The organism is Herbaspirillum frisingense GSF30 (genome assembly GCF_000300975.2).
In the GTDB taxonomy this organism is placed as follows: Bacteria; Pseudomonadota; Gammaproteobacteria; order Burkholderiales; family Burkholderiaceae_D; genus Herbaspirillum; species Herbaspirillum frisingense.
The window spans coordinates 43,267-67,173 of sequence record NZ_AEEC02000011.1 but is presented as its reverse complement, the minus strand read 5'-3'; the positions used below and the strand labels follow the sequence as shown (position 1 = coordinate 67,173).

21 protein-coding genes are annotated in these 23,907 nt (G+C 62.0%); 10 read left to right on the top strand and 11 right to left on the bottom strand.

The genetic code is table 11. The features are described from left to right. Positions 1-133: 133 nt before the first annotated feature. On the bottom strand, positions 134-2,611 hold the full coding sequence (locus tag HFRIS_RS09910; protein WP_039875202.1) for a penicillin-binding protein 1A: 2,478 nt from the start codon (positions 2,609-2,611) through the stop codon (positions 134-136). A gap of 386 nt (positions 2,612-2,997) precedes the next feature. On the opposite strand from HFRIS_RS09910, the gene HFRIS_RS09905 reads away from it, so the two are divergent. After that, positions 2,998-4,926 (top strand): ATP-binding cassette domain-containing protein, encoded by a 1,929-nt coding sequence (locus HFRIS_RS09905; protein ID WP_006463178.1) that lies wholly within the window; start codon positions 2,998-3,000, stop codon positions 4,924-4,926. 24 nt (positions 4,927-4,950) lie between these two features. Here HFRIS_RS09905 and HFRIS_RS09900 read toward each other — a convergent pair whose 3' ends face one another. Together HFRIS_RS09900 and murJ are read right to left on the bottom strand one after the other, a co-directional pair. Continuing rightward, entirely contained in the window at positions 4,951-5,799 is an 849-nt protein-coding gene (locus HFRIS_RS09900; protein WP_006463177.1) for a SirB1 family protein, read from the bottom strand. Positions 5,800-5,918: 119 nt separating this feature from the next. Then, a complete protein-coding gene (gene murJ, locus HFRIS_RS09895; protein WP_006463176.1) occupies positions 5,919-7,472 on the bottom strand; it encodes a murein biosynthesis integral membrane protein MurJ in 1,554 nt (517 codons plus the stop codon). 341 nt (positions 7,473-7,813) lie between these two features. Here murJ and rpsT point away from each other — a divergent pair, with 341 nt between their 5' ends. Next, the gene (gene rpsT / locus HFRIS_RS09890) at positions 7,814-8,080 is read left to right on the top strand and encodes a 30S ribosomal protein S20 (protein ID WP_006463174.1); all 267 of its coding nucleotides are present in this window, start codon (positions 7,814-7,816) and stop codon (positions 8,078-8,080) included. Between the two features lie 187 nt (positions 8,081-8,267). Here the strand turns inward: rpsT and HFRIS_RS09885 are convergent, their stop codons facing one another. From HFRIS_RS09885 to HFRIS_RS09875, 3 genes are all read right to left on the bottom strand, one after another. Then, complete coding sequence (locus HFRIS_RS09885) at positions 8,268-8,741, bottom strand: DUF192 domain-containing protein (protein WP_006463173.1); 474 nt, start codon at positions 8,739-8,741, stop codon at positions 8,268-8,270. Positions 8,742-8,894: 153 nt separating this feature from the next. After that, the gene (locus HFRIS_RS25550; RefSeq protein ID WP_006463172.1) at positions 8,895-9,065 is read right to left on the bottom strand and encodes a hypothetical protein; all 171 of its coding nucleotides are present in this window, start codon (positions 9,063-9,065) and stop codon (positions 8,895-8,897) included. 192 nt (positions 9,066-9,257) lie between these two features. Beyond that, positions 9,258-9,824, bottom strand: a complete 567-nt coding sequence (locus HFRIS_RS09875; protein ID WP_006463171.1) for a pseudouridine synthase — start codon at positions 9,822-9,824, stop codon at positions 9,258-9,260. 249 nt (positions 9,825-10,073) lie between these two features. Between HFRIS_RS09875 and icd the strand changes: the two genes are divergently transcribed. Next, on the top strand, positions 10,074-11,330 hold the full coding sequence (gene icd / locus HFRIS_RS09870) for an NADP-dependent isocitrate dehydrogenase (RefSeq protein ID WP_006463170.1): 1,257 nt from the start codon (positions 10,074-10,076) through the stop codon (positions 11,328-11,330). Between the two features lie 187 nt (positions 11,331-11,517). Here the strand turns inward: icd and cspE are convergent, their stop codons facing one another. Continuing rightward, on the bottom strand, positions 11,518-11,724 hold the full coding sequence (cspE, locus tag HFRIS_RS09865; protein WP_006463169.1) for a transcription antiterminator/RNA stability regulator CspE: 207 nt from the start codon (positions 11,722-11,724) through the stop codon (positions 11,518-11,520). A 339-nt stretch (positions 11,725-12,063) separates the two neighbouring features. Here cspE and clpS point away from each other — a divergent pair, with 339 nt between their 5' ends. Both clpS and clpA read left to right on the top strand, forming a co-directional pair. Next, on the top strand, positions 12,064-12,378 hold the full coding sequence (clpS, locus tag HFRIS_RS09860; RefSeq protein WP_006463168.1) for an ATP-dependent Clp protease adapter ClpS: 315 nt from the start codon (positions 12,064-12,066) through the stop codon (positions 12,376-12,378). Next, on the top strand, positions 12,375-14,678 hold the full coding sequence (clpA, locus tag HFRIS_RS09855; RefSeq protein ID WP_006463167.1) for an ATP-dependent Clp protease ATP-binding subunit ClpA: 2,304 nt from the start codon (positions 12,375-12,377) through the stop codon (positions 14,676-14,678). Before clpS ends, clpA begins: the two co-directional genes overlap by 4 nt. A gap of 198 nt (positions 14,679-14,876) precedes the next feature. On the opposite strand, the gene HFRIS_RS09850 is transcribed toward clpA, so the two are convergent. Beyond that, positions 14,877-15,968, bottom strand: a complete 1,092-nt coding sequence (locus tag HFRIS_RS09850) for a M48 family metallopeptidase (protein WP_006463164.1) — start codon at positions 15,966-15,968, stop codon at positions 14,877-14,879. Between the two features lie 426 nt (positions 15,969-16,394). Beyond that, on the bottom strand, positions 16,395-16,856 hold the full coding sequence (gene dut / locus HFRIS_RS09845) for a dUTP diphosphatase (protein WP_006463163.1): 462 nt from the start codon (positions 16,854-16,856) through the stop codon (positions 16,395-16,397). A 447-nt stretch (positions 16,857-17,303) separates the two neighbouring features. On the opposite strand from dut, the gene HFRIS_RS09840 reads away from it, so the two are divergent. From HFRIS_RS09840 to HFRIS_RS09820, 5 genes are all read left to right on the top strand, one after another. Further along, entirely contained in the window at positions 17,304-18,104 is an 801-nt protein-coding gene (locus HFRIS_RS09840; protein ID WP_006463162.1) for an ABC transporter ATP-binding protein, read from the top strand. A 10-nt stretch (positions 18,105-18,114) separates the two neighbouring features. Further along, positions 18,115-18,879 (top strand): ABC transporter permease, encoded by a 765-nt coding sequence (locus HFRIS_RS09835; protein WP_006463161.1) that lies wholly within the window; start codon positions 18,115-18,117, stop codon positions 18,877-18,879. Further along, positions 18,876-19,847 carry an ABC transporter substrate-binding protein gene (locus HFRIS_RS09830; protein ID WP_006463160.1) on the top strand — a complete coding sequence of 324 codons (972 nt, stop codon included), beginning with the start codon at positions 18,876-18,878 and terminating at the stop codon, positions 19,845-19,847. Before HFRIS_RS09835 ends, HFRIS_RS09830 begins: the two co-directional genes overlap by 4 nt. A gap of 145 nt (positions 19,848-19,992) precedes the next feature. Beyond that, positions 19,993-21,294 (top strand): amidase, encoded by a 1,302-nt coding sequence (locus HFRIS_RS09825; protein WP_006463159.1) that lies wholly within the window; start codon positions 19,993-19,995, stop codon positions 21,292-21,294. Positions 21,295-21,416: 122 nt separating this feature from the next. After that, on the top strand, positions 21,417-22,082 hold the full coding sequence (locus HFRIS_RS09820) for a GntR family transcriptional regulator (RefSeq protein WP_006463158.1): 666 nt from the start codon (positions 21,417-21,419) through the stop codon (positions 22,080-22,082). Positions 22,083-22,087: 5 nt separating this feature from the next. Here HFRIS_RS09820 and coaBC read toward each other — a convergent pair whose 3' ends face one another. Together coaBC and lspA are read right to left on the bottom strand one after the other, a co-directional pair. Further along, a complete protein-coding gene (coaBC, locus tag HFRIS_RS09815; protein ID WP_006463157.1) occupies positions 22,088-23,284 on the bottom strand; it encodes a bifunctional phosphopantothenoylcysteine decarboxylase/phosphopantothenate--cysteine ligase CoaBC in 1,197 nt (398 codons plus the stop codon). Between the two features lie 57 nt (positions 23,285-23,341). Further along, a complete protein-coding gene (lspA, locus tag HFRIS_RS09810; RefSeq protein WP_006463156.1) occupies positions 23,342-23,857 on the bottom strand; it encodes a signal peptidase II in 516 nt (171 codons plus the stop codon). Between the last annotated feature and the right edge of the window lie 50 nt (positions 23,858-23,907).

The window sequence follows — 23,907 nt, the reverse complement described above, 5'->3', positions numbered from 1 at the left end:
TAGGTCACACGTTCGATCCGTGTCGGGGGCACCAGCATAAAAAAAGCGCAGAAGTCATCTTCTGCGCTTTTTCGTTTTCTGCCCCATCAGTGTTACATCACCGTGGGGCAGCCTCACTCCGATCCATCATCGGTCAATGGCCCTGGTTGGTACTGTCCAGGAAGCGGCGCGCATTGTCGCTCTGCGGGCGCGTTCCCGAAGGCGAGGGCGCAGCCCCCGGGCTGCCGAGGGCGCTGCCTGGCACGTTCGGCGCCGGCTGGGTTGTGCCCGGGGCGGCCGGGGTCTGGCTCGGGGTCCAGCCGAAGAAGTTCGAGATCGCATCCACCACCGTCACGCCCACATTGGTCACCAGACCGTTGTTGGGAGTGAAGTTGTCGTAGTAGGGCTCGCCATCGATGAAGCGGATGCCATCGGGGGCCGGCTGGTCGAACTGCGGCACGCCCTTCAGGGCCTTGGCCATGTAATCGACCCAGATCGGCAATGCCAGCTGGGCTCCGAATTCCATGCCACCCAGGCTCTTGGGCTGGTCATATCCCATCCACACCACGGTGGCCAGCGTGCGCTGGTAGCCGGCGAACCAGCCATCCACCGCATCGTTGGTGGTACCGGTCTTGCCGGCCAGGTCGGTACGGCCGATGCTGTTGCTGCGTGCGCCGGTGCCGCGCTGGGCCACGGACTTGAGCAGGTTGGTCATCATGTAGCTGTTGCGCTCGGCTACCACCCGTGGTGCGCCGTTGCCGACGATCAGCGGTTCCGCCTTGGACAGCACCTTGCCGCGGGCATCGGTGATCTGCGAGATCAGGTAGGGCTGGATCTTGTAGCCGCCATTGGCGAACACCGAGTAGGCCGCCGACAACTGCAGCGGATTGGTCTGGCCCGCACCCAGTGCCATGGGCAGATAGGGCGGGACCTTGTCGGCGTCGAAGCCGTAGGTGCCGGTGATGAAGTCCTTGGCGTAAGGCACGCCGATGTAGTCCAGCGTGCGGATGGCCACCAGGTTGACCGACTTCTGCAGGGCCGTGCGCACCGTGATCGGGCCGGCCGGGGTTTCGTCATCCTTGGGTTCCCAGTTCGGCTGGCCGGGGCCGGCAGGGTAGGACACCGGAGCATCATTGACGATGGAGGCGGGTGCAAAACCCTTCTCCAGCGCCGCCGAATAGATGAAGGGCTTGAACGTGGAGCCGGGCTGGCGCCAGGCTTGCGTCACGTGGTTGAAGTTGTTCTGGGTGAAGTCGAAACCGCCCACCAGCGCGCGGATGGCACCGTCCTGCGGTACCACCGACACCAGTGCCGCCTCCACCTGCGGCAACTGCACCACCTGCCAGTTCTGCTTGGCATCCTGCATCACGCGGATCAATGCGCCGGGGCCGATGCGCACGTCCTTCTTGGCCTTTTCCGACAGCGCCGATGCCACGAAACGCAGCGCCTCACCCTTGACGCTGATCTTGTCGCCGTTGCGCAGCACCGCGTCGATCTGCTTGGGGCTGGCAGCCACCACCACGGCGGCCAGGATGTCATCGTTGTCCGGGTGGTCGTCCATCACGTCGTCGATGGCGGAGGCCCGATCTTCCGCGTTCGAGGGCAGCTCGATGGTCTCTTCCGGACCACGGTAGCCATGGCGACGGTCATAGTCCATCACGCCCTTGCGCACGGCCAGGTAGGCGGCCTGCTGGTCGGCGGCATTGACGGTGGTGTAGACGTTGAAGCCCTGGGTATAGGTGTCTTCCTTGTACTGGGCGTACACCATCTGGCGCACCATTTCATTCACATATTCAGCATGCACCGTGTACTGGCTGCCCGGTGCACGCACCTTCAGTTCTTCCTTGGAAGCCTTGTCGTACTGCGCCTGGGTGATGAAGCCCACGTCCAGCATGCGCTGCAGGATGTACTGCTGGCGGATGTGGGCGCGCTTGGGGTTGACGATGGGGTTGTAGGCCGATGGTGCCTTGGGCAGGCCGGCCAGCATGGCGGCTTCGGCCAGGCTGACGTCCTTGAGGTCCTTGCCGAAATAGGTGCGGGCGGCGGCGGCAAAGCCGAAGGCGCGCTGGCCCAGGTAGATCTGGTTCATGTAGACCTCCAGGATCTGGTCCTTGGTCAGGGCATGTTCGATCTTGTTGGCCAGCAGCACTTCATAGAGCTTGCGGGAGAAGGTCTTTTCCTTGGTCAGGAAGACATTGCGCGCCACCTGCATGGTGATGGTGCTGGCCCCCTGCGAGGCGCTGCCGCGCAGCACGTCGGTCACCAGGGCGCGGGCGATGCCGATCCAGTCGATGCCACCATGTTCGTAGAAGCGATAGTCCTCGATGGCCAGCACGGCGTTCTTCATGTCGGCCGGGATGTCGTCCAGCTTGACCAGGCTGCGCTTTTCTTCACCGAATTCGCCCAGCAAGACCTTGTCTTCGGACCAGATGCGCAGCGGGACCTTGGGCCGGTAATCGGTGATCAGGTCCAGCGAGGGCAGGCGCGGGTTGATGAAGATCAGGGCGTAGACCACCAGCAGCGCGCCGGCGATGCCGAGACCCAGGATGGACAGACCGATGAACTTGGCGATATTGGGATTGAGGAAGCCGCGCTGGCGGCGCAGCGGGTCCGGCAAAGTTGGAAGAGGCATGGGATGAGTGTGAATCGGGATGCGCTATCTTACAGCATCGGGCCACCAGCCCGGCGGACCGGCCGCCGGCAATGCTTTACCAGTTGTAACATGGACCGTTTTCGACGTTGTAATTCGAGAGAATTTTGTTATTTTTCAGAAATACCGTTGCCGTAGTGACAATCGGGGCCGACTACCCGAGGGCCGCTGGCATTTGGTGGCGTCTTTGGGACAGCAGGACGGCGTCAGCGCGCTTAAATCAGCATTTCGCCGGCGCAGTCGGTACAATGCCGCTCTTTCGCCGCTCTTTCGCCGCTGGTTCTCCTTGGTTCTCTTTTTCAGGCGACTTCGCATCCATCCTGCGCGGCCCAGGCCGTCGCATTCACGCAGATCACGCTACTCACGCTATGGCAGTCATTTCCCTCTCAGACGCACAACTGGCCTTCGGCCACGTCGCGCTCCTCGATCACGCCGAATTCTCGCTGGAGACCGGCGAACGCATTGGCCTGATCGGCCGCAACGGCACCGGCAAGTCTTCGCTCCTGAAGATCATCGCCGGCCGCTCGAAGCTGGACGATGGTCTGCTGGTGATGCAGCAGAACCTGAAGATCGCCTATGTCGACCAGGAGCCGCATTTCCCGGAAGAGATGACGGTGTTCGATGCCGTGGCCTCTGGCCTGGGCGAGCTGCCGGCCCTGCTGGCCGAATATGAAGCCATCACCGGCCAGTTCGGCGGCGACAACGACGATGCCCTGCTGGAGCGTATGCACCAGATCCAGACCGTGCTGGATGCGGCTGACGCCTGGTCCATCGGCAACAAGGTCGAGACCACGCTGGACAAGCTGAACCTGAACCGCGAAGCACGCATCGGCGAACTCTCCGGCGGCATGAAGAAACGCGTGGCCCTGGCCTGCGGCCTGGTGGGCAATCCCGACGTGCTGCTGCTGGACGAGCCGACCAACCACCTGGACTTCGGCTCCATCCTGTGGCTGGAAGGCCTGTTGCGCGACTTCAAGGGCAGCATCCTCTTCATCACCCACGACCGTAGTTTCCTGGACAACGTCTCGACCCGCATCATCGAACTGGATCGCGGCAAGATCCTGTCCTTCCCCGGCAACTTCAGCACCTACCAGGGGCGCAAGGCCGAGCTGCTGGCCAACGAGGAGGTGGAAAACGCCAAGTTCGACAAGTTCCTGGCCCAGGAAGAGGTCTGGATCCGCAAGGGCGTGCAGGCCCGCCGTACCCGCGACGAAGGCCGTGTGCGACGACTGGAAGCGCTGCGCGTGCAGCGCAGCGAGCGGCGCGACCGGCAGGGGCAGGTCAAGCTGGAAGTGGGCACCGGCGAACGTTCAGGCAAGATCGTGGCGGAACTGGAAAACGTCAACAAGGCCTACGGTCCCAAGACCATCGTGCGCGATTTCAGCACCATCCTCATGCGTGGCGACAAGGTCGGCCTGATCGGCCAGAACGGCGCCGGCAAGACCACGCTGCTCAAGTTGATCCTGGGCGAGGAAGCGCCTGACAGCGGCACCGTCAAGCAGGGGACCAAGATGCAGGTCGCCTATTTCGATCAGATGCGCGCGCAACTGAATGAAGAAACCACGCTGGCTGACACGATTGCCCCGGGCAGCGACTGGGTCGAGGTCAACGGCCAGCGCAAGCACGTGATGACCTATCTGTCGGACTTCCTGTTCGCGCCGGAACGCGCCCGCTCGCCGGTGCGCACGCTCTCCGGCGGTGAACGCAACCGCCTGCTGCTGGCGCGCCTGTTCGCCAAGCCGGCCAACGTGCTGGTGCTGGACGAACCGACCAACGACCTCGACATCGATACCCTGGAACTGCTGGAAGAACTGCTGGAAGAATATCCGGGGACGGTGTTCCTGGTCAGCCACGACCGCATGTTCCTGGACAACGTCGTGACCCAGGTGATCGCCGCCGAGGGCAATGGCGTCTGGCGTGAATACGTGGGTGGCTATTCCGACTGGGAGCGTCAGCGTCCGACCACGCAGGCGGCCTCCAAGGCTGGCGGCAAGGCGGCCGACAAGGCCACCGACAGTGGCGAGGTCAAGGCCGAATCGACCATGGCGGCACCGGTGGCTGCGCCCGCGGCCAAGAAGAAGCTGAGCTACAAGGAGCAGCGTGAGCTGGAAGAGCTGCCCAAGCGCATCGCCGCTCTGGAAGCGGAGCAGAAGCAGATTTCCGAGAAGCTGGCCGACCCCGACCTCTACAAGAAGAGTGCCGATGACGCCGTCAAGCTGAATCAGCGTTTCGCCGAGATCGACGAAGAACTGCTGGTCAGCCTGGAACGCTGGGAAGAGATCGAAGGCAAGAAGTAAGCGCCCTCAGCCTGCGCAGGCCGCTCAGTTCGGCTTGCGCAAGGCTTCGCGCAGGTCGGGCAGCATCTCGCGCAGATTGGGCGCGTCCTCGGCATAGGGGCGCAGGGCCAGGTAGGCTTCCAGATCTTCCAGCGCGGCCTGGGCCATGCCCAGGTTGGCGAAGGCCAGTCCGCGGTCGCGCTTTTCGGTGACTTCTTCGGGCAGCAGGATCACCAGGCGTTCCTGCACGTCCAGCACCTGTTGCCAGCGCTGGCTTTCCATGAAGATGGCTTTCAGGTTGCGCAGCATGCGCGCCAGGATTTCGCGTGGATGAGCCGCCCGCAGATAGGCCGCCAGGGGCAGCTCGTCGCCGAACTCTTCTTCCGGCTGATGGGCCAGGAAGGGCTCCAGACGCTCTTCCAGTTCTTCCCGCGACAGGCTGGAACCGTTCATGGGGTCCAGCACGATTTCACCCGACTGTACCGATAACTTCATCAGGAAGTGGCCAGGGAATGAAACCCCCTTCATGTCCAGCCCGATCTGCTGGGCCAGTTCGATATAGACCACCGCCAGCGAGATCGGGATGCCGCGCCGGGTCGAGATCACCCGGTGGATGTAGCTGTTGTCGGGGTCATAGTAATTGTTGACGTTGCCGGCGAAGGCCATTTCCTGGAAGAAGAACTGGTTCAGCATGCGCAACTTCTGGATTTGCGACGCATCCGGAGGGAGTCGCTGCCTGAGCTTGAGCGCCAGGGTGTCGAGCGCCATTTCCTCTTCAGCGAAATCCATTTCGGGATAGAAATCCTGTCCCAACGTCAGGGCGGATTCGAACAAGGGAATCGAATCGTCCTGGCGCACCAGCGAAGCAAAATAGTCGAGGGAGGTGAGCGTCATGACACCCATGCTATCAAAATATTGCGCGCTGCGTCAGGTCTGCCTGGAGGGGAGTGAAATTTGTTGTTTCACTCCACCGTTTTCTTTTGCTGAAGCGACAGGAAGGCTGGTTTAGCGGCTCAGCGGCGCGCGATCCGCTTGAATTCGCGCAGCCGGAAACCCATCGCAAACAGGGGGCCGAAGTAGGCAGCTGCACAGACCACCAGTACCAGCATCAACGCGCCGATGCGCAGCAGCGGATGGGCGCGCAGGGCGACCCAGTCGAAGTGGCCGGCGATCCACAAGGCCACTCCGGCCATCACCAGCAAGGCCGCGCACAGACGCACCAGGAACAGGCCCCAGCCCGGTCGCGGCACGTAGATCTGGCGCCGGCGCAGGCCGATGAACAGGCACAGCGCGTTGAGACAGGCGCCCAGCCCGATCGACAGCGCCAGACCGGCATGGGCGAAGATCGGGACGAACAGGCTGTTCATGGCCTGGGTGGCAATGAGCACGCCCACGGCGATGATCACCGGGGTGCGGATATCCTGCTTGGCATAGAAGCCCGGCGCCAGGATCTTGACCAGGATCAGGCCGATCAGGCCCACGCCATAGGCCACCAGTGCGTGGCCGACCATGGTGACGGAAAGTGCGTCGAAACGGCCGTAGTGGAACAGGGTAGCGGTCAGCGGTTCGGAGAGCGTGGCCAGTCCTACCGCGGCCGGCATGGCCAGCATGAAGGTCAGCCGCAGGCCCCAGTCCAGCAGGGCCGAGTATTCCTCCATGTCCTGCGCGGCGTGGGCGTTGGACAGGCTGGGCAGCAGGATGGTCCCCAGGGCGACGCCCAGCAGGGCGGTGGGAAATTCCATCAGGCGGTCGGCATAGGTCAACCAGGAGACGCTGCCGTGCTCCAGGCGCGAGGCGATGTTGGTATTGATCATCAGGCTGATCTGCGCGGCCGAGACGGCAAAGACGGCTGGCCCCATCTTCTTCAACACCCGTTTGACGCCCTCGTCGCGCAACCCGAGCATGGGATTCCAGTACAGGCGCGGCAGCATGCCGATCTTCACCAGTGCCGGCACCTGGATGGCCACCTGCAGCACGCCGCCCACCAGCACGGCGAAGGCCATGGCGTAGATGGGCTGCTCCATGAAGGGCGCCACGAACAGCGAGGCCACGATGAAGGCCACGTTGAGCAGCACCGAGGTCACGGCCGGGATCTTGAATTCCTTCCAGGTGTTGAGGATGCCCCCGGCCAGCGCCACGAAGGCCATGAAGCCGATGTAGGGAAACATGATGCGGGTCATCAGCACCGAGGCGTGGAAGGCGTCCGGGTTGTATTGCAGACCGGTGGCGATGAAATAGACCACGAAGGGAGTGGCCACGATGCCGGCCACGCAGGTGATGAGCATCACCCACATCAGGGCGGTGGCGACGTGGTCGATCAGGTGCCTGGTTTCTTCGATGCCGCGGCGGTTCTTGTATTCGGCCAGGATCGGTACGAAGGCCTGCGAGAACGCGCCTTCGGCGAACAGCCGGCGCAGCAGGTTGGGAATGCGGAAGGCGATGTTGAAGGCGTCGGTGTAGGCGGAGGCGCCGAAGGCACGGGCAAACAGGATTTCCCGGACCAGTCCGGTGATGCGCGAGAGCATCGTCATGCCGGAAATGGCGGCTAGCGTTTTATGCAAGTTCATGGAGCGGCATTATAGCGGGGGCCTTGCGGCGGCGGCCGCAATCGCGGCCCTGGTTCCGGTGCGTCTGCGGGTCTGGATCGGCGATGCGCAGCGGGTGGAGGTAGAGTCGCCGGGTGGATGGCAGGTTCGATGCTGGATGACAATTTCTTTGTGGCAATCCGGCCGTCGCTGAACCTGCATGCTGGCCGATGCAGGGCTGTTTACGGCAGTTCAGCGACAGAAGAGGACAAGTTGATTGCCTTGTCGAGTGAATCTGGTTATAATCCGATGCTTTACAGAATTTGGCATCGCGAGTCCTCGGGGTTTGCGGCGCAAACGACTCTCGATTTAGGATAATTTTCATGGCAAATACCGCACAGGCACGTAAGCGTGCTCGTCAAGCAGTCAAGCAAAACGCTCACAACTCGAGCCAGCGCTCGACCCTGCGCACCGCAATCAAGGCAGTTCGCAAGGCCATCGCCGCCGGCGACAAGGCTGCAGCAACCTCCGTGTTCCAATCTTCCGTGTCGACCATCGACAGCATCGCCGACAAGAAGATCATCCACAAGAACAAGGCTGCTCGCCACAAGAGCCGTCTGGCTGCTGCCCTGAAGGCCCTGGCTGCTTAATTGCTGCTTGGCTTGAGCTGAAGCGCGGTTCACCCGCTTCAGACTGCAGTGCAAGAAAACCGCTTGCTTGCAAGCGGTTTTTTGCGTTTGTCGCCCGTGTTTTACCCGTTTGCCGCGACTTGTTCCAGCCGGTTGTGGTCGCCGGCACGGCAGGCCACCCGCCTGCCGCTCCTGCTGACCACCTTGCTTACTGGGGCAGGCCTTCGATCTTGGTGCCGGGCTTGATGTTCTTTTGCTTGAACCAGCCCTTGTTCATCTCCAGCGCATAGACCGCTGCGCGTTTCGCACAATGCGAATCCAGGGTCTGTTCCTTCATTTCCTCGATGTTGATGATGACGCCTTTTTCATCCATGAAGGCCACCGATAGGGGAATCAGCGTATTTTTCATCCACATGCAGACTCCTGCCGGCTGACCGAACAGGAACAGCATGCCTTCGTTGTCCCCCATCTTGTCGCGGAACATCAGGCCTTGCTCGCGCTCGGCTTCGGACTGGGCCACTTCGGCCTTGATCAGGTGGATGCCGATGTTGAGCTGAGTGGTGGGGAACTTGCGGACCGGCGTCTGGGCGCTGGCAGCGGTACTGGCGAGGCAGCCGATGGCCAGTACGGCAGCGGCGGCGAGGCGCGAAAGGGTGGGGCGGAAAAGTGAAGATTGGCGCATGTTCAATATCTATCGTGGATCAGGTCGGACGAAGAGCAGGCAGCATAGCAGGTGCCGGGCCGGGTGCGACAGTGGATGAGCAGCCAGCCGGCAAAAGCGTGCGGGCATGAAAAAAGGCAGGACCAGCCTGCCTTTTCTTGATGCGGACGCTAATTACTTAGCTTCAGCTGCCTTCTTTGCCTTCTTGGCCTTTTTGGCCTTCTTGGCCTTCTTAGCCTTCGGAGCAGCGGCTTCAGCCTTCGGCGCTTCCGGAGCGGCCGGAGCTTGTGCGAAAGCAGCAGTGGCGAACAGACCAGCGATCAGAGCGGCGATCAATTTTTTCATTTTGCGTCCTTCAATTCAACATGTTAGGGATGTGAGGCAAACGATGATTCGTGCGAATCAATGCCAATAACGGCGGGCGCGGATGAAGGTTGACACTGATTTTGATCTTTTTTACGGGGATTGATGAAGAATCATGCACTCTGCCACAATAAAATGTTGTTAGAGTGACTAGTATTTTGGGGCCTGGCCTGTTCAGGATGGGGCGTCCAGTGCTGCCGGATCGACCTCGCGCCATTCGCCGGGCATCAGAGGATGGCTTGCCAGCGAGAACGGCCCGATCGCGATGCGCACCAGGCGCAGCGTCGGCAAGCCGACGGCAGCCGTCATCCGGCGCACCTGGCGGTTCTTGCCTTCGCTGATGGTCAGCGCGATCCAGCTGGTCGGCTGGTTCTGGCGCTGGCGGATCGGTGGTGTGCGCGGCCACAGCCAGGGCGGTTCCTGGATCAGCCGGGCCTGGCTTTGCTGGGTCACGAAATCGCCCAGGTCCAGCGGGTTGCTCAAGCGTTGCAGCGCCTCCGGGCTGGCCTGGCCTTCCACCTGGGCCAGATAGGTCTTGGGCTGCTTGCGCCGGGGATGGGCAATGGCATGTTGCAGCTTGCCGTCGTCGGTGAGCAGGAGCAGGCCCTCGCTGTCGGCGTCCAGCCGGCCGGCTGGATAGACATTGGGAATATCGACGTAGTCGGCCAGGGTCTGGCGTTCGGGGTGGGCCGAGAACTGGCTCATCACCTGGAAAGGTTTGTTGAATAAGATCAGAGGCATGCGCTAGTGTCGCAAAAACATGGCATTCCGTAAAATCCTGATGCATAATCGACCACGGATGTCCTATATCTTATATAAGACTTTGTGCGTGCATTCCGGAATTTCCCCGACTCAAACCGTGGAAATCTCTTAAAATTCCCCGCTTGTATGACAATCCAGGCAATGGCGACCTGCTGGTCGCCTGGTCCAGATTGTCGCTGATGCCTTCTATCCCTTCTATCGCCACCGCCTCAACCGTCGGAGACCACGATGTCGTACCAACATATCCAAGTGCCTGCTGAAGGGCGCAAGATCACCGCCAACGCCGATGACACCCTCAATGTCCCCAACAACCCCATCATCCCCTTCATCATGGGCGATGGCGTGGGCGTGGATGTCACGCCGGTGATGCTCAAGGTGGTCGATGCCGCCGTGGAAAAGGCCTACGGTGGCGCGCGCAAGATCCACTGGATGGAAATCTACGCCGGCGAAAAGTCGACCCGGCTGTATGGTCCCGATGTCTGGCTGCCGGATGAAACCCTGGACGTGCTCAAGGAATACCTGGTCTCGATCAAGGGGCCCCTGTCCACGCCGGTCGGCGGCGGTATCCGCTCGCTCAACGTGACCATGCGCCAGCAGCTGGACCTGTATGTCTGCCTGCGGCCGGTGCGTTACTTCAAGGGCGTGCCTTCACCGCTGCGCGAGCCGGAGAAGACCGACATGGTGATCTTCCGCGAGAACTCCGAGGACATCTACGCCGGCATCGAATGGCAGGCAGGCACGCCGGAAGTGAAGAAACTGATCGAACTGCTGACCCGCGAGATGGGTGTCAAGAAGCTGCGCTTCCCGGAGACCTCTGCACTGGGCATCAAGCCGGTCTCGCGCGAAGGTACCGAGCGCCTGGTACGCAAGGCGATCCAGTACGCCATCGATCACGACAAGCCCTCGGTCACCCTCGTCCACAAGGGCAATATCATGAAGTACACCGAAGGTGCCTTCCGTGACTGGGGCTATGCCCTGGCGGGCCGCGAATTCGGTGCCGAGCTGATCGACGATGGCCCGTGGATGCGCCTGAAGAATCCCAAGACCGGTCGCCAGATCGTGATCAAGGATGCGATCACCGATGCCTTCTTCCAGCAGGTGCTGATGCGCCCGGCGGAATACAGCGTCATTGCCACCATGAACCTGAACGGCGACTACATCTCCGACGCCGTGGCGGCCCAGGTCGGCGGCATCGGCATCGCGCCGGGTGCCAACATGTCCGACTCCGTGGCCGTGTTTGAAGCCACTCACGGGACCGCGCCCAAGTACGCCGGCAAGGACTATGTGAACCCCGGCTCCAGCATTCTCTCGGCAGAAATGATGCTGCGCCACATGGGCTGGATCGAAGCGGCCGAACTGATCGTGACCGCGATGCAGAAGTCGGTCTCTGCCAAGCGCGTGACCTATGATTTCGCCCGTCTGCTGGAAGGCGCGACCCAGGTTTCGTGCTCCGGCTTCGGCGAAGCCATGATCGAAAACATGTAAGGCCGTCAGACTGCTTCCGGTAGAGATTCGGGTTGCGAAGATGACGAAAAAACAACAGCCGGCAATGTCCGGCTGTTTGTTTTTGGGAAGAAGGGGAAGGGCGATAACGCCGCCACGCGGATTGCACTAGCCGCGCGCCCAATGAAAAAAGCCCTGCAATGCAGGGCTTTTAAGAGCATACCGGGGTTTAAGCGGCGTTCTGGATGTTCGATGCTTGCTTGCCTTTGGGGCCTTGCGTAACGTCAAACTGGACTTTTTGACCTTCTTTCAGGGTCTTGAAGCCGTTCATCTGGATTGCGGAGAAGTGAGCGAACAGATCTTCGCCGCCGTCATCCGGAGTGATAAAGCCAAAGCCTTTGGAATCATTGAACCACTTGACAGTACCTGTTGCCATAAAAGCATCTTTCAAATATTAACTATCACACGAGCCGTCAAAGCAAGAAGCATCGCGCGTCACGCAGCCCCCCTTAAACCGTGCCCCCTTCGCATCGATCAGTTGTTACATTTGGTAACTACTAATCAATGAATTTGCATTGTTCTCGGTCGAAATCCAAAAGTCAAGCAGTTTTCATCTCAAAGTTTATGGGCTTGTTTGGGAGATAGCGCAGGATCCCCTTGATTTAGGATAAATCATCGTCATCTGCGCAAGGTCCGGAAAACAAGTAATATCTATCTCATCTAGAGGTTACGAGATCATTGTGCGTTGCACAGCTTTTGATGGTCCAATAAACGCATGGCAACCAAGCACGTAAATGATGGCGGTACAGTCCTGGAACGGCAGGAGGCCAAACTCAAGCCGCCCGCGATGTACCAGGTTTTTTTGTTGAACGATGACTATACGCCGATGGAATTCGTCGTCGCAGTCATCCAGCAGTATTTCAACAAGGACCGTGAAACCGCGACGCAGATCATGCTCAAGGTTCACCGCGATGGGAAGGGAATGTGTGGTGTGTATCCCAAAGATATCGCATCCACTAAAGTGGAACTCGTTTTAACCCACGCTCGAAAGGCAGGGCACCCCCTGCAATGCGTGATGGAGGAAGCATGATTGCGCAGGAACTCGAAGTCAGTTTGCATATGGCCTTTGTCGAAGCCAGACAATCGCGTCATGAATTCATTACCGTGGAGCACTTGCTGCTGGCGTTGCTGGACAACCCGTCGGCCGCCGAAGTGTTGCGCGCCTGCTCGGTGAACATTGACGATCTGCGCAAGACGCTGACCAATTTCATCACCGACAATACCCCCACGGTACCCGGTACCAACGAAGTGGACACCCAGCCCACGCTGGGCTTCCAGCGCGTGATCCAGCGCGCCATCATGCACGTGCAGTCGGCGTCCAATGGCAAGAAGGAAGTCACCGGCGCCAACGTGCTGGTGGCCATCTTCGGCGAGAAGGATTCGCACGCGGTGTACTACCTGCACCAGCAGGGCGTGACCCGCCTGGACGTGGTCAATTTCATCTCGCACGGTGTGCGCAAGGACCAGCAGGCCGATCCGCAGAAGGCTCCGGAAGGTGCCGAGGACGTGCAGGCCGAAGGCCAGCAGAAGGAAAGCCCGCTCGACCAGTTCACCCAGAACCTGAACAAGGCCGCCGCCGAAGGCAAGATCGATCCGCTGATCGGCCGTGATTCCGAGGTCGAGCGCGTGATCCAGACCCTGTGCCGTCGCCGCAAGAACAACCCGCTGCTGGTGGGCGAAGCCGGCGTGGGCAAGACCGCCATCGCCGAAGGCCTGGCCTGGCGTGTCACGCAAGGCGATGTGCCGGAGATATTGAAGAACGCCGTCGTCTATTCGCTGGACATGGGCGCGCTGCTGGCCGGCACCAAGTATCGCGGTGACTTCGAACAACGTCTGAAGGCAGTGTTGAAGCAGTTGAAGGACAGCCCCAACGGCATCCTCTTCATCGACGAAATCCACACCATCATCGGCGCCGGTTCGGCCTCGGGTGGTACGCTGGATGCGTCCAACCTGTTGAAGCCGGCGCTCTCCAGCGGTCAGTTGAAGTGCATCGGTGCGACCACCTATACCGAGTTCCGTGGCGTCTTCGAGAAGGATCACGCACTGTCGCGTCGCTTCCAGAAGATCGATGTGAACGAACCGACCGTGGAACAGACCGTGCAGATCCTGCGTGGCCTGAAGTCCAAGTTCGAGGAACACCACGGCGTGAAGTATTCCGCTTCGGCGCTGACTTCGGCAGCCGAGCTGGCAGCCCGCTTCATCAATGACCGTCACCTGCCCGACAAGGCCATCGACGTCATCGACGAAGCTGGTGCGGCACAGCGCATCCTGCCCAAGTCCAAGCAGAAGAAGACCATCGGCAAGCCGGAGATCGAGGAAATCATTTCCAAGATCGCCCGCATCCCGCCGCAGTCCGTGAACCAGGATGATCGCGCCAAGCTGCAGACCATTGATCGCGACCTGAAGAACGTCGTCTTCGGTCAGGATCCGGCCATCGAAGCGCTGTCGTCGGCCATCAAGATGGCCCGTGCCGGCCTGGGCAAGACCGACAAGCCGATCGGCTCCTTCCTGTTCTCCGGTCCGACCGGCGTGGGCAAGACCGAAGTGGCCAAGCAACTGGCCTTCATCCTCGGTATCGAGCTGGTGCGTTTCGACATGTCCGAATACATGGAGCGTCATGCCGTGAGCCGCCTGATCGGCGCGCCCCCGGGTTATGTCGGCTTTGACCAGGGCGGCCTGCTGACCGAGGCTGTCAACAAGAAGCCGCATGCCGTGCTGCTGCTGGACGAAATCGAAAAGGCGCACCCCGACATCTTCAACATCCTGTTGCAGGTGATGGATCATGGCACGCTGACCGACAACAACGGCCGCAAGACCGACTTCCGCAACGTGATCATCATCATGACCACCAACGCGGGTGCCGAGAGCCTGCAGAAGCGCACCATCGGCTTCACCGAGAAGAAGGAAGCCGGCGACGAGATGGCGGACATCAAGCGCATGTTCACGCCCGAGTTCCGCAACCGTCTGGATGCCATCATCAGCTTCCGCCCGCTGGACGAGGAAATCATCCTGCGTGTGGTCGACAAGTTCCTCATGCAACTGGAAGAGCAGCTGCACGAGAAGAAGGTGGAAGCCGTCTTCTCCGACAGCCTGCGCAAGTTCCTGGGCAAGAAGGGCTTCGATCCGCTGATGGGCGCACGCCCGATGTCGCGCCTGATCCAGGATCTGATCCGCAAGGCGCTGGCCGACGAACTGCTGTTCGGCAAGCTGGTCAGCGGCGGTCGCGTGACGGTGGAGATGGACGATAAGGAGCAGATCAAGCTCGAATTCCCCGAGGGCGACGATTCGTCCCCGCCGGAAGAGCCGCAGGAAAAGCTCGAAGTCGAATAAGCCTCAGCCAGTAAATCAGCAAGCCAACAAGGCCACTCCGGAAATCCGGAGTGGCCTTTTGTTTTTGGGGCAGAGCACTTTCGATACCCGCGTCCACACAACAAGATACGCACAATAAAAAACGGCGCGGTCTTCACCGCGCCGCTTCAGGGCAAAACTCAGGGCAAACCTCAGGCCAAAGAGGCGTGATCAGAAGACTCAGGGTACCAGTGGCTTGCCCGCTTCCTGCTTGGCCTTCACGATCTGCGTGACCTTGTCGATCATCGACAGACGATAAGTGGTCGCCGGATGCAATGCCGTATAGCCATTCGGCACACTGGCCGGATACTGCTCGGCCAGGCGCTTCCAGAAGGCCGGCACATTGTCGATGTTGTAGCCGGCGCGTGCCAGCAGGTACAGCGACAGGGTATCGGCCGCTGCATCCAGATCCTGCGGATAGACGCGGATGCCGGCCGTACCGGCGGTGGTGGTCGGGTCCGGATGCGGCAGCAGCAGGTTGTCGATCACCTCCGCGATGGTCGACACCATGCGTTGGCGGATCGCATGGCCGAGGATGTTGTGCGCCATGTCCTTGGCGATCAGATAGGCCAGCTCATCATCTGAACGGGTGAACTTGAGCATGCCCCGGGTGATCAGCACGCGGCGACCATCGGCATAAGTGTTGACGTTGTCAGCATTGCCCAGCTCGATGCTGAAGGCGCAGGCGTAGGTCAGCGGCACGTTGAGCGTGCTGTTCTGGCCGTTGCGTTGCACGCCCAGCGCGATCGGCGCCTGCTTGACCACCAGCGGGCTCAGCAGCACGGCGGCCTGGCGTTCGGCATCGGTGCCCTGCGGCATCGGCTTGCCTGCCACCGACATCAGGAAGTCACCACGCTGGATGCCCGCCTTTTCCGCTCCACTGCCGGGCAGCACGCCGGTAACCTGCAGGCGGTCGTCATAGCCCAGGCTGCGGGCGGTTTCAGCGTATTCGATCGGGAAGGAATACTTGTTCTTGGCGGTAAATCCCAGCAGGTTGCGGGCGTTGCCGCGGCATAGTTGCGCGTTGCTGGTCAGCAGCGGGGCGGCCACGCGATAGAGGCGATCCTGCTGGGCGATCAGTTCACGCAGTTGCGCTTGTTGGGGATTGTCGGCGACCGGCTTGGGTGCCTGGGTCACTACCGTCGGCTTGGCGGGGGCGCTGGCCGGCGCGGTGCCGGGTTCCTGGGTGGCGCAGGCGGCCAGGATGGCCAGCGGCGCCAGGGTGGCGAGGGTTCTTATCTTCTGCCACGCGGGCAGGGGGGGTACGAGCATGCGGTTCTCCATCAATAGGGGCCTGCTGGGTCCGGGGTGTCCCGGACAGGCCAGATGACCCATGGGGCTAGGGCCTGTTCACACTAAATCTGTGAGTGCGAGAGGTCGGCAAGCGTTGACTGCCTAGGCGCGGCGACGCGCCGTAGTGGTGCTACGGCAAGGAGCTGCAACAACGGCAGGCGACGCTTGCCGGCCTCTCCCGGAGGGTTGCGCCCAGAAGGCGCGCTGGCGGCGTTGCACGGCAAGGCTGGTGGCACCACCACCAGCCTTGCCGTGCGCCTTGCCACCACGCCTTCTGGGCGCAACGCATCTCGCAGATTTAGTGGGAACAGGCCCTAGGACAAACTCATCCTTGTCACGGTTCCTTGTCGCTTTGTACTGTGGCGTAGGACGGCCGCTGGCGCCGCAGCCAGCGGCAGGGACGATTCAGGACTTGCCGGTGCTGCCGAAGCCGCCTTCGCCGCGCTCGGTTTCGGTGGAGAACTTGTCCACCATGCTCAAGGCCACCTGTACCACCGGCTGGAACATCAACTGGGCAATCCGGTCGCCCGGCTGCACGACGTAGTCTTCCTGGCCCGAATTGGCCAGGATCACGGCGATTTCACCGTGGTAATCGGCATCGATGACGCCGATGCCTTGTGCCACATGCAGCCCGTGCTTGAGCGAAAGGCCCGAGCGCGAGGCCACGATGGCCACCAGCGAGGGGTCCATCATGTTGATGGCCAGGCCGGTCTTGATCAGTTCGCGGCTACCGGCGCGCAGGGTGATCGGGGCTTCGATGCAGGCCCGCAGGTCCAGTGCGGCCGAGCCATCGGTGGCATAGCTGGGAACAGGGATCTGTTCGCCGAGAAGGGGGTTGACGATACGGGCTTCGATTCGACGATGCATATTTCTTCACGGGTGATGGAATGACAAGAATGCGCGCCAGGCTGGCGGCGTGCATCACCTAAGGCCGCAATTCTAGCAACTTCCATCTTGGAATGGATGTTTCTTGCCGCCCCGGCGCGAAGCGGCGATTGCTGCGCGAGCCCGTTGGTTCGGACATCCTTGGTGCACTGCAATGTCCGATCGAGGTGCAATCGCGCCAATGTCGGGCCTGATGCCACGGACGGCAGCGTCTTGGCTAGGCGGGCAAAATATCCCTGATCGGCTGCAAGCGCATAGCCCATGCGGCTTGCGGCGTCCTGTTGCCATCTCTGGCACAGTTTCTGCTCATGACCTCAGGCAAGATTATGCATTATGCATAATCAATGTCGCCATGCCGCTGACACGCGGCATGCGGGTCATCTTCCGTGCCATCCATGCCATTCAAGCAGTCTTCAGGAGCAGGAGCCCATGTCGGACCACCGTCTAGAAGTCGACAATCTGAGCCACGCCTTCATCAAGGCCAACGGCGAAGAAATCCGGATATTCCAGAACCTTCACTTCAATGTCGGCAAAGGTGAGATCGTCGCCATCGTCGGTCGCAGTGGCGCCGGCAAAAGTACGCTCTTCAACCTCATCTCCGGCCTGCTCAAGCCGACCGCCGGCCGCATCGTGCTGCAGCCGCGCGAGGATGGCCGCGCCGGCAGCATTGCCTACATGTTGCAGAAGGACTTGCTGCTGCCCTGGCGTACCATCCTCGACAACGCCGTGCTGGGCATCGAGTTGCAGCGCGATGTCACCGAGGCCGACCGTGAGCGCGCCCGCGCCATGCTCAAGCGCTACGGCCTGGACACCGTGGCGCAGTCCTATCCGCATGCGCTCTCTGGCGGGATGAAGCAGCGCGTGGCCTTGTGTCGCACGTTGCTGGCCGATCCCACCGTGGTGCTGCTGGACGAACCCTTCTCCGCGCTCGACTACGAGACCCGCCTGATGCTGGAAAACGATGTCATCAGCCTCACGCGCAGCGAAGGCACCAGCGTCATCCTGGTGACCCACGACATCGATGAAGCCATCGCCATGAGCCAGCGGGTGGTGGTGCTCGGCGGACGTCCGGCGCAGATCATGCGCGAGCAGCACATCGTGCTCACGGTGGAGGGCAGCGATGGCCTGCGCGACGCCGTCAGCGCCCGGGGCGCGCCGGAATTCCCGCACTACCACAAAGAGATCTGGAACGCCCTGCGTGCCAGTGACGTCGCCCACGCCAGCACCTGAGGAGAGAGTGATGAAATCCAAAGACGGCAGCGCCACCGCCATCGTCGCCACCTTGCTGGTGGTGGCCGTCATCGTGTGGCAGATGGCGGCCCAGTCCAATCTGATCAACGGTCAGCTGCTGGGCTCACCGGCGGGCATCTACAAGTCCGCCGTGATCGGCCTGAGCCAGGGACAACTGCTCTACGACACCTGGGTCACGCTGGTGGAGACCCTGCTGGGCCTGTTGCTGGGCAGCGGCCTGGGCATCGCACTAGGGCTTGCGCTGTGGTTCTATCCGCGTACTTCGGCCATCGTCGAGCAGTTCTCCATCCTGCTCAACAGCATTCCCAAGATCGCGCTGGGGCCCTTGATCATCATCTGGTTCGGCTCGGGCATGGTCTCCAAGATCTGGCTGGCGGGGATCTCCACCTTTGCGGTGGCCATCATCTCTTCCTGCGCTGCCGCGCAGGAGGTCGACAAGGATCTCCTGAACCTGTTCAAGTCCTTCAAGGCCCAGCGCGCCAAGGTGTTCAAGAAGCTGATCCTGCCGGCGTCGGTGCCGTGGATCTTTTCCATCCTGCGCATCAACATCGGCTTTGCCCTGATCGGGGCGGTCGTGGGCGAATTCATCGCCTCCGAAAGCGGACTCGGGCATGCGGTCTTCGTGGCCGGCTCGCTGTTTGACCTCAATACCGTCTGGCTGGGCGTGATCATCCTCACGCTCATGGCGGCCTTACTCACCTGGCTGGTAAAACTGACTGAAGAAAGGGTAATTTCATGGAAAGGCGAACAATGAAGTCCATCCGCAAGGCAAGCGCAGCCGCACTGCTGTGCATCGGCTGTTTCGGGAGCAGCGTCGCGATGGCCGCCGAGAAGGCGGTGATCTACCAGGCCTTCCAGTCCATCCAGTATCTCCCCCTGTATGTCGCCATGGGCGAAGGACTGTTCGCCAAGCGCGGTCTGGAAGTGCAGAAGGTGACCGCCGGCGGGGGCGCCCAGGGTGTGGCGGCGGTCATTGGCGGTCATGCCGATTTCTCGCTGCAAGACCCGATGACGGCCGTGCTGGCCAATCTTAAGGGCGCGTCGTTGACCAATGTGGCCATGGTAGTGGCGGGCGTGCCGGTGTGGACGGTCGCGCCGGCCAATTCGCCGATCAACTCCCTGGCCGACTTCAAGGACCGGACCATTTCCACCGCCATCCCGCCGTCGACCTCGACCTACCTGCTGCAGAACCTGCTCAAGGAAAAGGGCCTCAGTTCGGTCAAGCTCAATACGGTGGCCATCGGTACCGAGATTTCGCCGGTAGCCGCCGGCCGAGCCGATGCGGCGACGCTCTACCAGCCGCAGGTGGAGCAGGCGCTGGCCAACGGCTACAAGATCGTGCATGACTTCGCCAAGCAGTACAACGGTGTCTACGCCTTTTCCACGATTGATACCCTCAAGTCCACGGTGGAGAAAAAGCCGCAACTGGTGCAGAGCTTCGTTGCCGGTATCGCCGATGCCGAAAAGCTGATGCAGTCCAATCCGGAGGTGGCCTACAAGGTCGCCATCGCCGAGTTCCCGCAACTGGACCCGGCGGTGGTGCGCGCTGCCGTCAAACGCCTGCTGGAGCAGAAGGTCTACCCGGCCACCCCCGTCATCTCGCGTGAAGCCTTCCAGGCCGGACTGGATCTGCAGATTGCCATCGGCAACGTCAAGCCCGGGCAGGTCACCTACGAGAGCGCGGTCGACAACAGCTTCGCCGAAAAGACCACCAAGCCTTAAGATCTCCATGTGCCGCGCCGTGCATCCTGCCCCCGGGCCACGGATGCACGGCAGCCAGCCGGTCGCGCAATTGCAGTTGACCGTAGTTGATTGCGCAGTGGATTGGCAGCACGGCACCGCCACCCAGCAGCAGAGGAAGACGATCATGACCACAGAAGCGACGCAGACCGCACCCGCATCCGCAACCGCAACCGCATTTGCCCGCGACCCCAGCCCCCTGGCCACCGCCGTGGCGGCTGCCGACCATCTCGACGAGCGGCTCCGGGCCTTCGTCTGGCGCCCGGAGAGCTATCCCGCAACCCAGAACACCAGCGGGCCGCTGGCAGGCATCCCGGTGGCAGTCAAGGACCTCATCGATACTGCCGACATGCCCACCGCCTATGGTTCGGCGATCTTCGCCGGCCATCAACCCGCCGCCGATGCCTGGATCGTGGCCCGGCTGCGCCAGGCCGGTGCCATCATCTTTGGCAAGACCGTGACCACCGAATTCGCCTGGCGTGATCCCGGCGCCACCGTCAACCCCTGGCATCCGGGCTACACCCCCGGAGGTTCCTCCAGTGGCTCGGCGGCGGCAGTGGGCGCGGGCATCGTCGACATCGCCCTGGGTACACAGACGGTCGGCTCCGTCATCCGCCCGGCCGCCTATTGCGGCGCCTATGGCTACAAGCCGACCTTTGGCCGCATTCCCACCGAGGGCACGCACAAGCTCGCCCCCTCACTGGATCACCTGGGTTTCATCACCTCCAGCCTCTACTGGTCGGCGGTCATGCATGCCGTGATCGTGCGTGACGGCGCCATCGCACCGCCCGTCTCGGCGAGCGCCTTCCATGCCGGCGTCAAACCGGCCCGTGTCGGGATCTATCGCAGTTCGCGCTGGGCGCAGGTACAGGGTGACGTCCAGCAGAATGTCGACGGCGTCATCCGGCGTCTGGAAAGGCAAGGCGTTGCCTGCGTGCCGGTGGAATTGCCCGTCGACCTGGTCGAGATGCATGCCTTGATCAACGAGATCCTGGCCTATGAAGCGCGGGCCGCCCTGCGGGACGATATCCGCGGCAAGGAGGACCTGGCCGGTCCCAACATTCGCGCGCTCATCGAGGCCGGTGCCGCCATCAGCGATGCGCGCTACGAAGAGCTGTGCGCGCGGCTGGCCAGCCTCAGGGCCGAGCGTGATCGCGTCTTCGACGGGCTCGATGCGGTCCTGACCCTGCCTTCGCCGACCACCGCCTTGCCAGGTCTGGACAAGACCGGCGATGCGATCTTCTGCACCCCGGCGACCTTGCTGGGCTTACCGGCGGTGACCTTGCCGTCGGGGTATTCGTCCGACTTCCTGCCCTTCGGCGTGCAACTGATCGGCCCTGGCGACCAGGACCTGGCCTTGCTGCAGCACGCCCAATGGATCAGCACGATCCTGCCCACGATCCGGCCGGCGCAGCGGATGGGGAACTGAGCCGGCCGGCGGGCGGAGCCGGCGCAAGGGCGCGCTTGCACCGGCCTGCCGGGCAGGCCACAATGAGGCTCCCCCATCCTGTAGCCCGCTGCAGGGGGCGTGCCGTCCAGCTCAACGTGCTCATGTCAAAAGCCTTCAAAACCATAGAGCAGCAGGTCCTAAGCCAGCTGCGCAACGATATCCTGCGCGGCAACTATCGCCCCGGTGACAAGTTGCGCCAGGACGATGTCGCGCGCCGCTTCGAAGTCAGTACCACGCCCGTGCGCGAGGCCTTCCGGGGCTTGCGTTCGGAGGGGCTGGTGACCATCGATGCCAACAAGGGCGTGGTGGTCAAGGGGCTTTCGGTGCAGGACGTGGCCGAGATCTATGAACTGCGCATCGTGCTGGAGCCGCTGCTGGCACGCAAGTCGGTCGCCTCGATCCGGCCCGATGCCCTGGAGGCGGCCACCGCGCTGCACGAGCAGATGTGCCGGGCCGACGACCCCCATGCCTGGGCGGCGCTGAACTGCGATTTCCATGATCACCTCATGCGCAGTGAACAGGGATCACGCCTGTACGAGATGGTCCGTAACCTGTTGCTGGTGGCCGCACCCTATGTCTCGCTGTCGATCTACCTGCTGCCGCAGATCCAGCTGACCGACAATGAAGAACACGCGCAGATTCTGCAAGGCTACCGGCAGCGCGATGCGGCCCTGGTCGAGCAGATCGTGCGCCAGCATCTGCAGCAGACGCTGGAGGCGATCCAGGATTCGGTCAACGAAGAGACCTTGGGCAGCGCGTTTCGCTAATCTGGCTATTGCGCCATGCGGCGCGCAATCTCGCGGATCAGCTGGCGTGCCAGGGTCTGCTTGTCGGCGCGCGGCAGGGCGCTGTGGCCCTGGTCGTCGAACAGCATCAGGGAGTTGTCGTCACGGCCGAAGGTCTGGTGGCCGATATTGCCGACCAGCAGCGGGATGTTCTTCTTGATCCGCTTGGCCGTGCCGTATTGTTCCAGGTTCTCCGATTCGGCCGCAAAGCCCACGCAATAGGGGCGTTGGGGCAGGGCGGCGACGGTGGCGAGGATGTCGGGGTTCTGCACGAATTGCAGTGCTGGCGTGTCCTGCTCGTTCTGTTTCTTCAGCTTCTGCGTGCTGGCATTGGCCACGCGCCAGTCGGCCACCGCCGCTACCGCCACGAACAGGTCTTGCCCGGTCACATTGCCCATCACCGCATCGTGCATCTGCTGTGCCGTCTGCGCGTCCACGCGACGCACGCCATAGGGTGTCTCCAATGCCGTCGGGCCGGATACCAGCGTCACTTCTGCGCCCGCTTCACGTGCCGCCCGGGCGATCGCATAGCCCATCTTGCCCGAGGACAGGTTGGTGATGCCGCGCACCGGGTCGATGGGTTCGAAGGTCGGGCCGGCCGTCAGCAGCACGCGGCGGCCCGCCAGCAGCTTGGGCTGGAAGGCGGCGACGATCTCTTCCAGCAGTTGCATCGGTTCCAGCATGCGGCCTTCACCGACTTCGCCGCAGGCCTGCGCGCCGGCATCGGGGCCGAGCAGCAGGATGCCGTCTTCCCTGATCTGGCGCACATTGCGCTGGGTCGCCGGGTTCTGCCACATCTCCACGTTCATGGCCGGTGCCACCATCAGGGGCAGCCGTGCCGGACGCGCCACGCACAGGGTCGAGAGCAGGTCGTCACAGGCGCCATGGGCCAGCTTGGAGATGAAGTCGGTGGAGCAGGGCACGATCACCACCGCATCGGCGTCGCGGGTGAGGTTGATGTGCGGCATGTTGTTGTCCATGCGCGCATCCCACTGGTCGGTATAGACCGGGTTGCCGGTCAGTGCCTGCATGGTCACGGCGGTCATGAAATGGGTGGCCGCCTCGGTCATCACCACATGCACCGACGCTCCGGCGCGGCCAAGTTCGCGCGCCAGCATCGCGGCCTTGTAGCAGGCCACGCCGCCGGTCAGGCCCAGTACGATTTTCTTGCCAGCCAGTTCCATTGCTTGCTCCCTTGCGCCAGGTGGCGCGCCGCAGGTGGGTTGCCGTTCTTGTCGTTCTTACTTCCGGGAGACCCGGCGCAGTTCATCCACCACGAACAATACCGCACCCACGCAGATCGCACTGTCGGCGATGTTGAAGGCCGGCCAGTGCCAGTTGCCGACATAGACGTCGAGGAAGTCGATCACGTGGCCATAGACCACGCGGTCGATCACGTTGCCGATGGCGCCGCCCAGGATCAGCGCCAGCGCCCAGCAGAACATGCGTTGGCCGGGATGCTTGCGCAGCAGGTGGATGATGAACACCGCCGCACCGATGCCGATGGCGGTGAAGAGGTAACGCTGCCAGCCACCGCTGGCGGCCAGGAAGCTGAAGGCCGCGCCCTTGTTGTAGACCAGCACCAGGTTGAAGAAACCGGTCACCGGCAGCGATTCGCCATAGTGGAACAGTTTCAGGATGGTGATCTTGGAGAGCTGGTCCAGCAGCAGCACGATGGTGGCGATGCCCAGCCAGGGCAGCAGGCCCTGGGTGGAAGAGGACGAGGCGGAAGAGGAGGAGCGCTTTTTGGTTGCCATGGATGTTCTTGTTTGAGTGAGCTGCCCGCTGCGCAGAGTGCAGCGGGCAG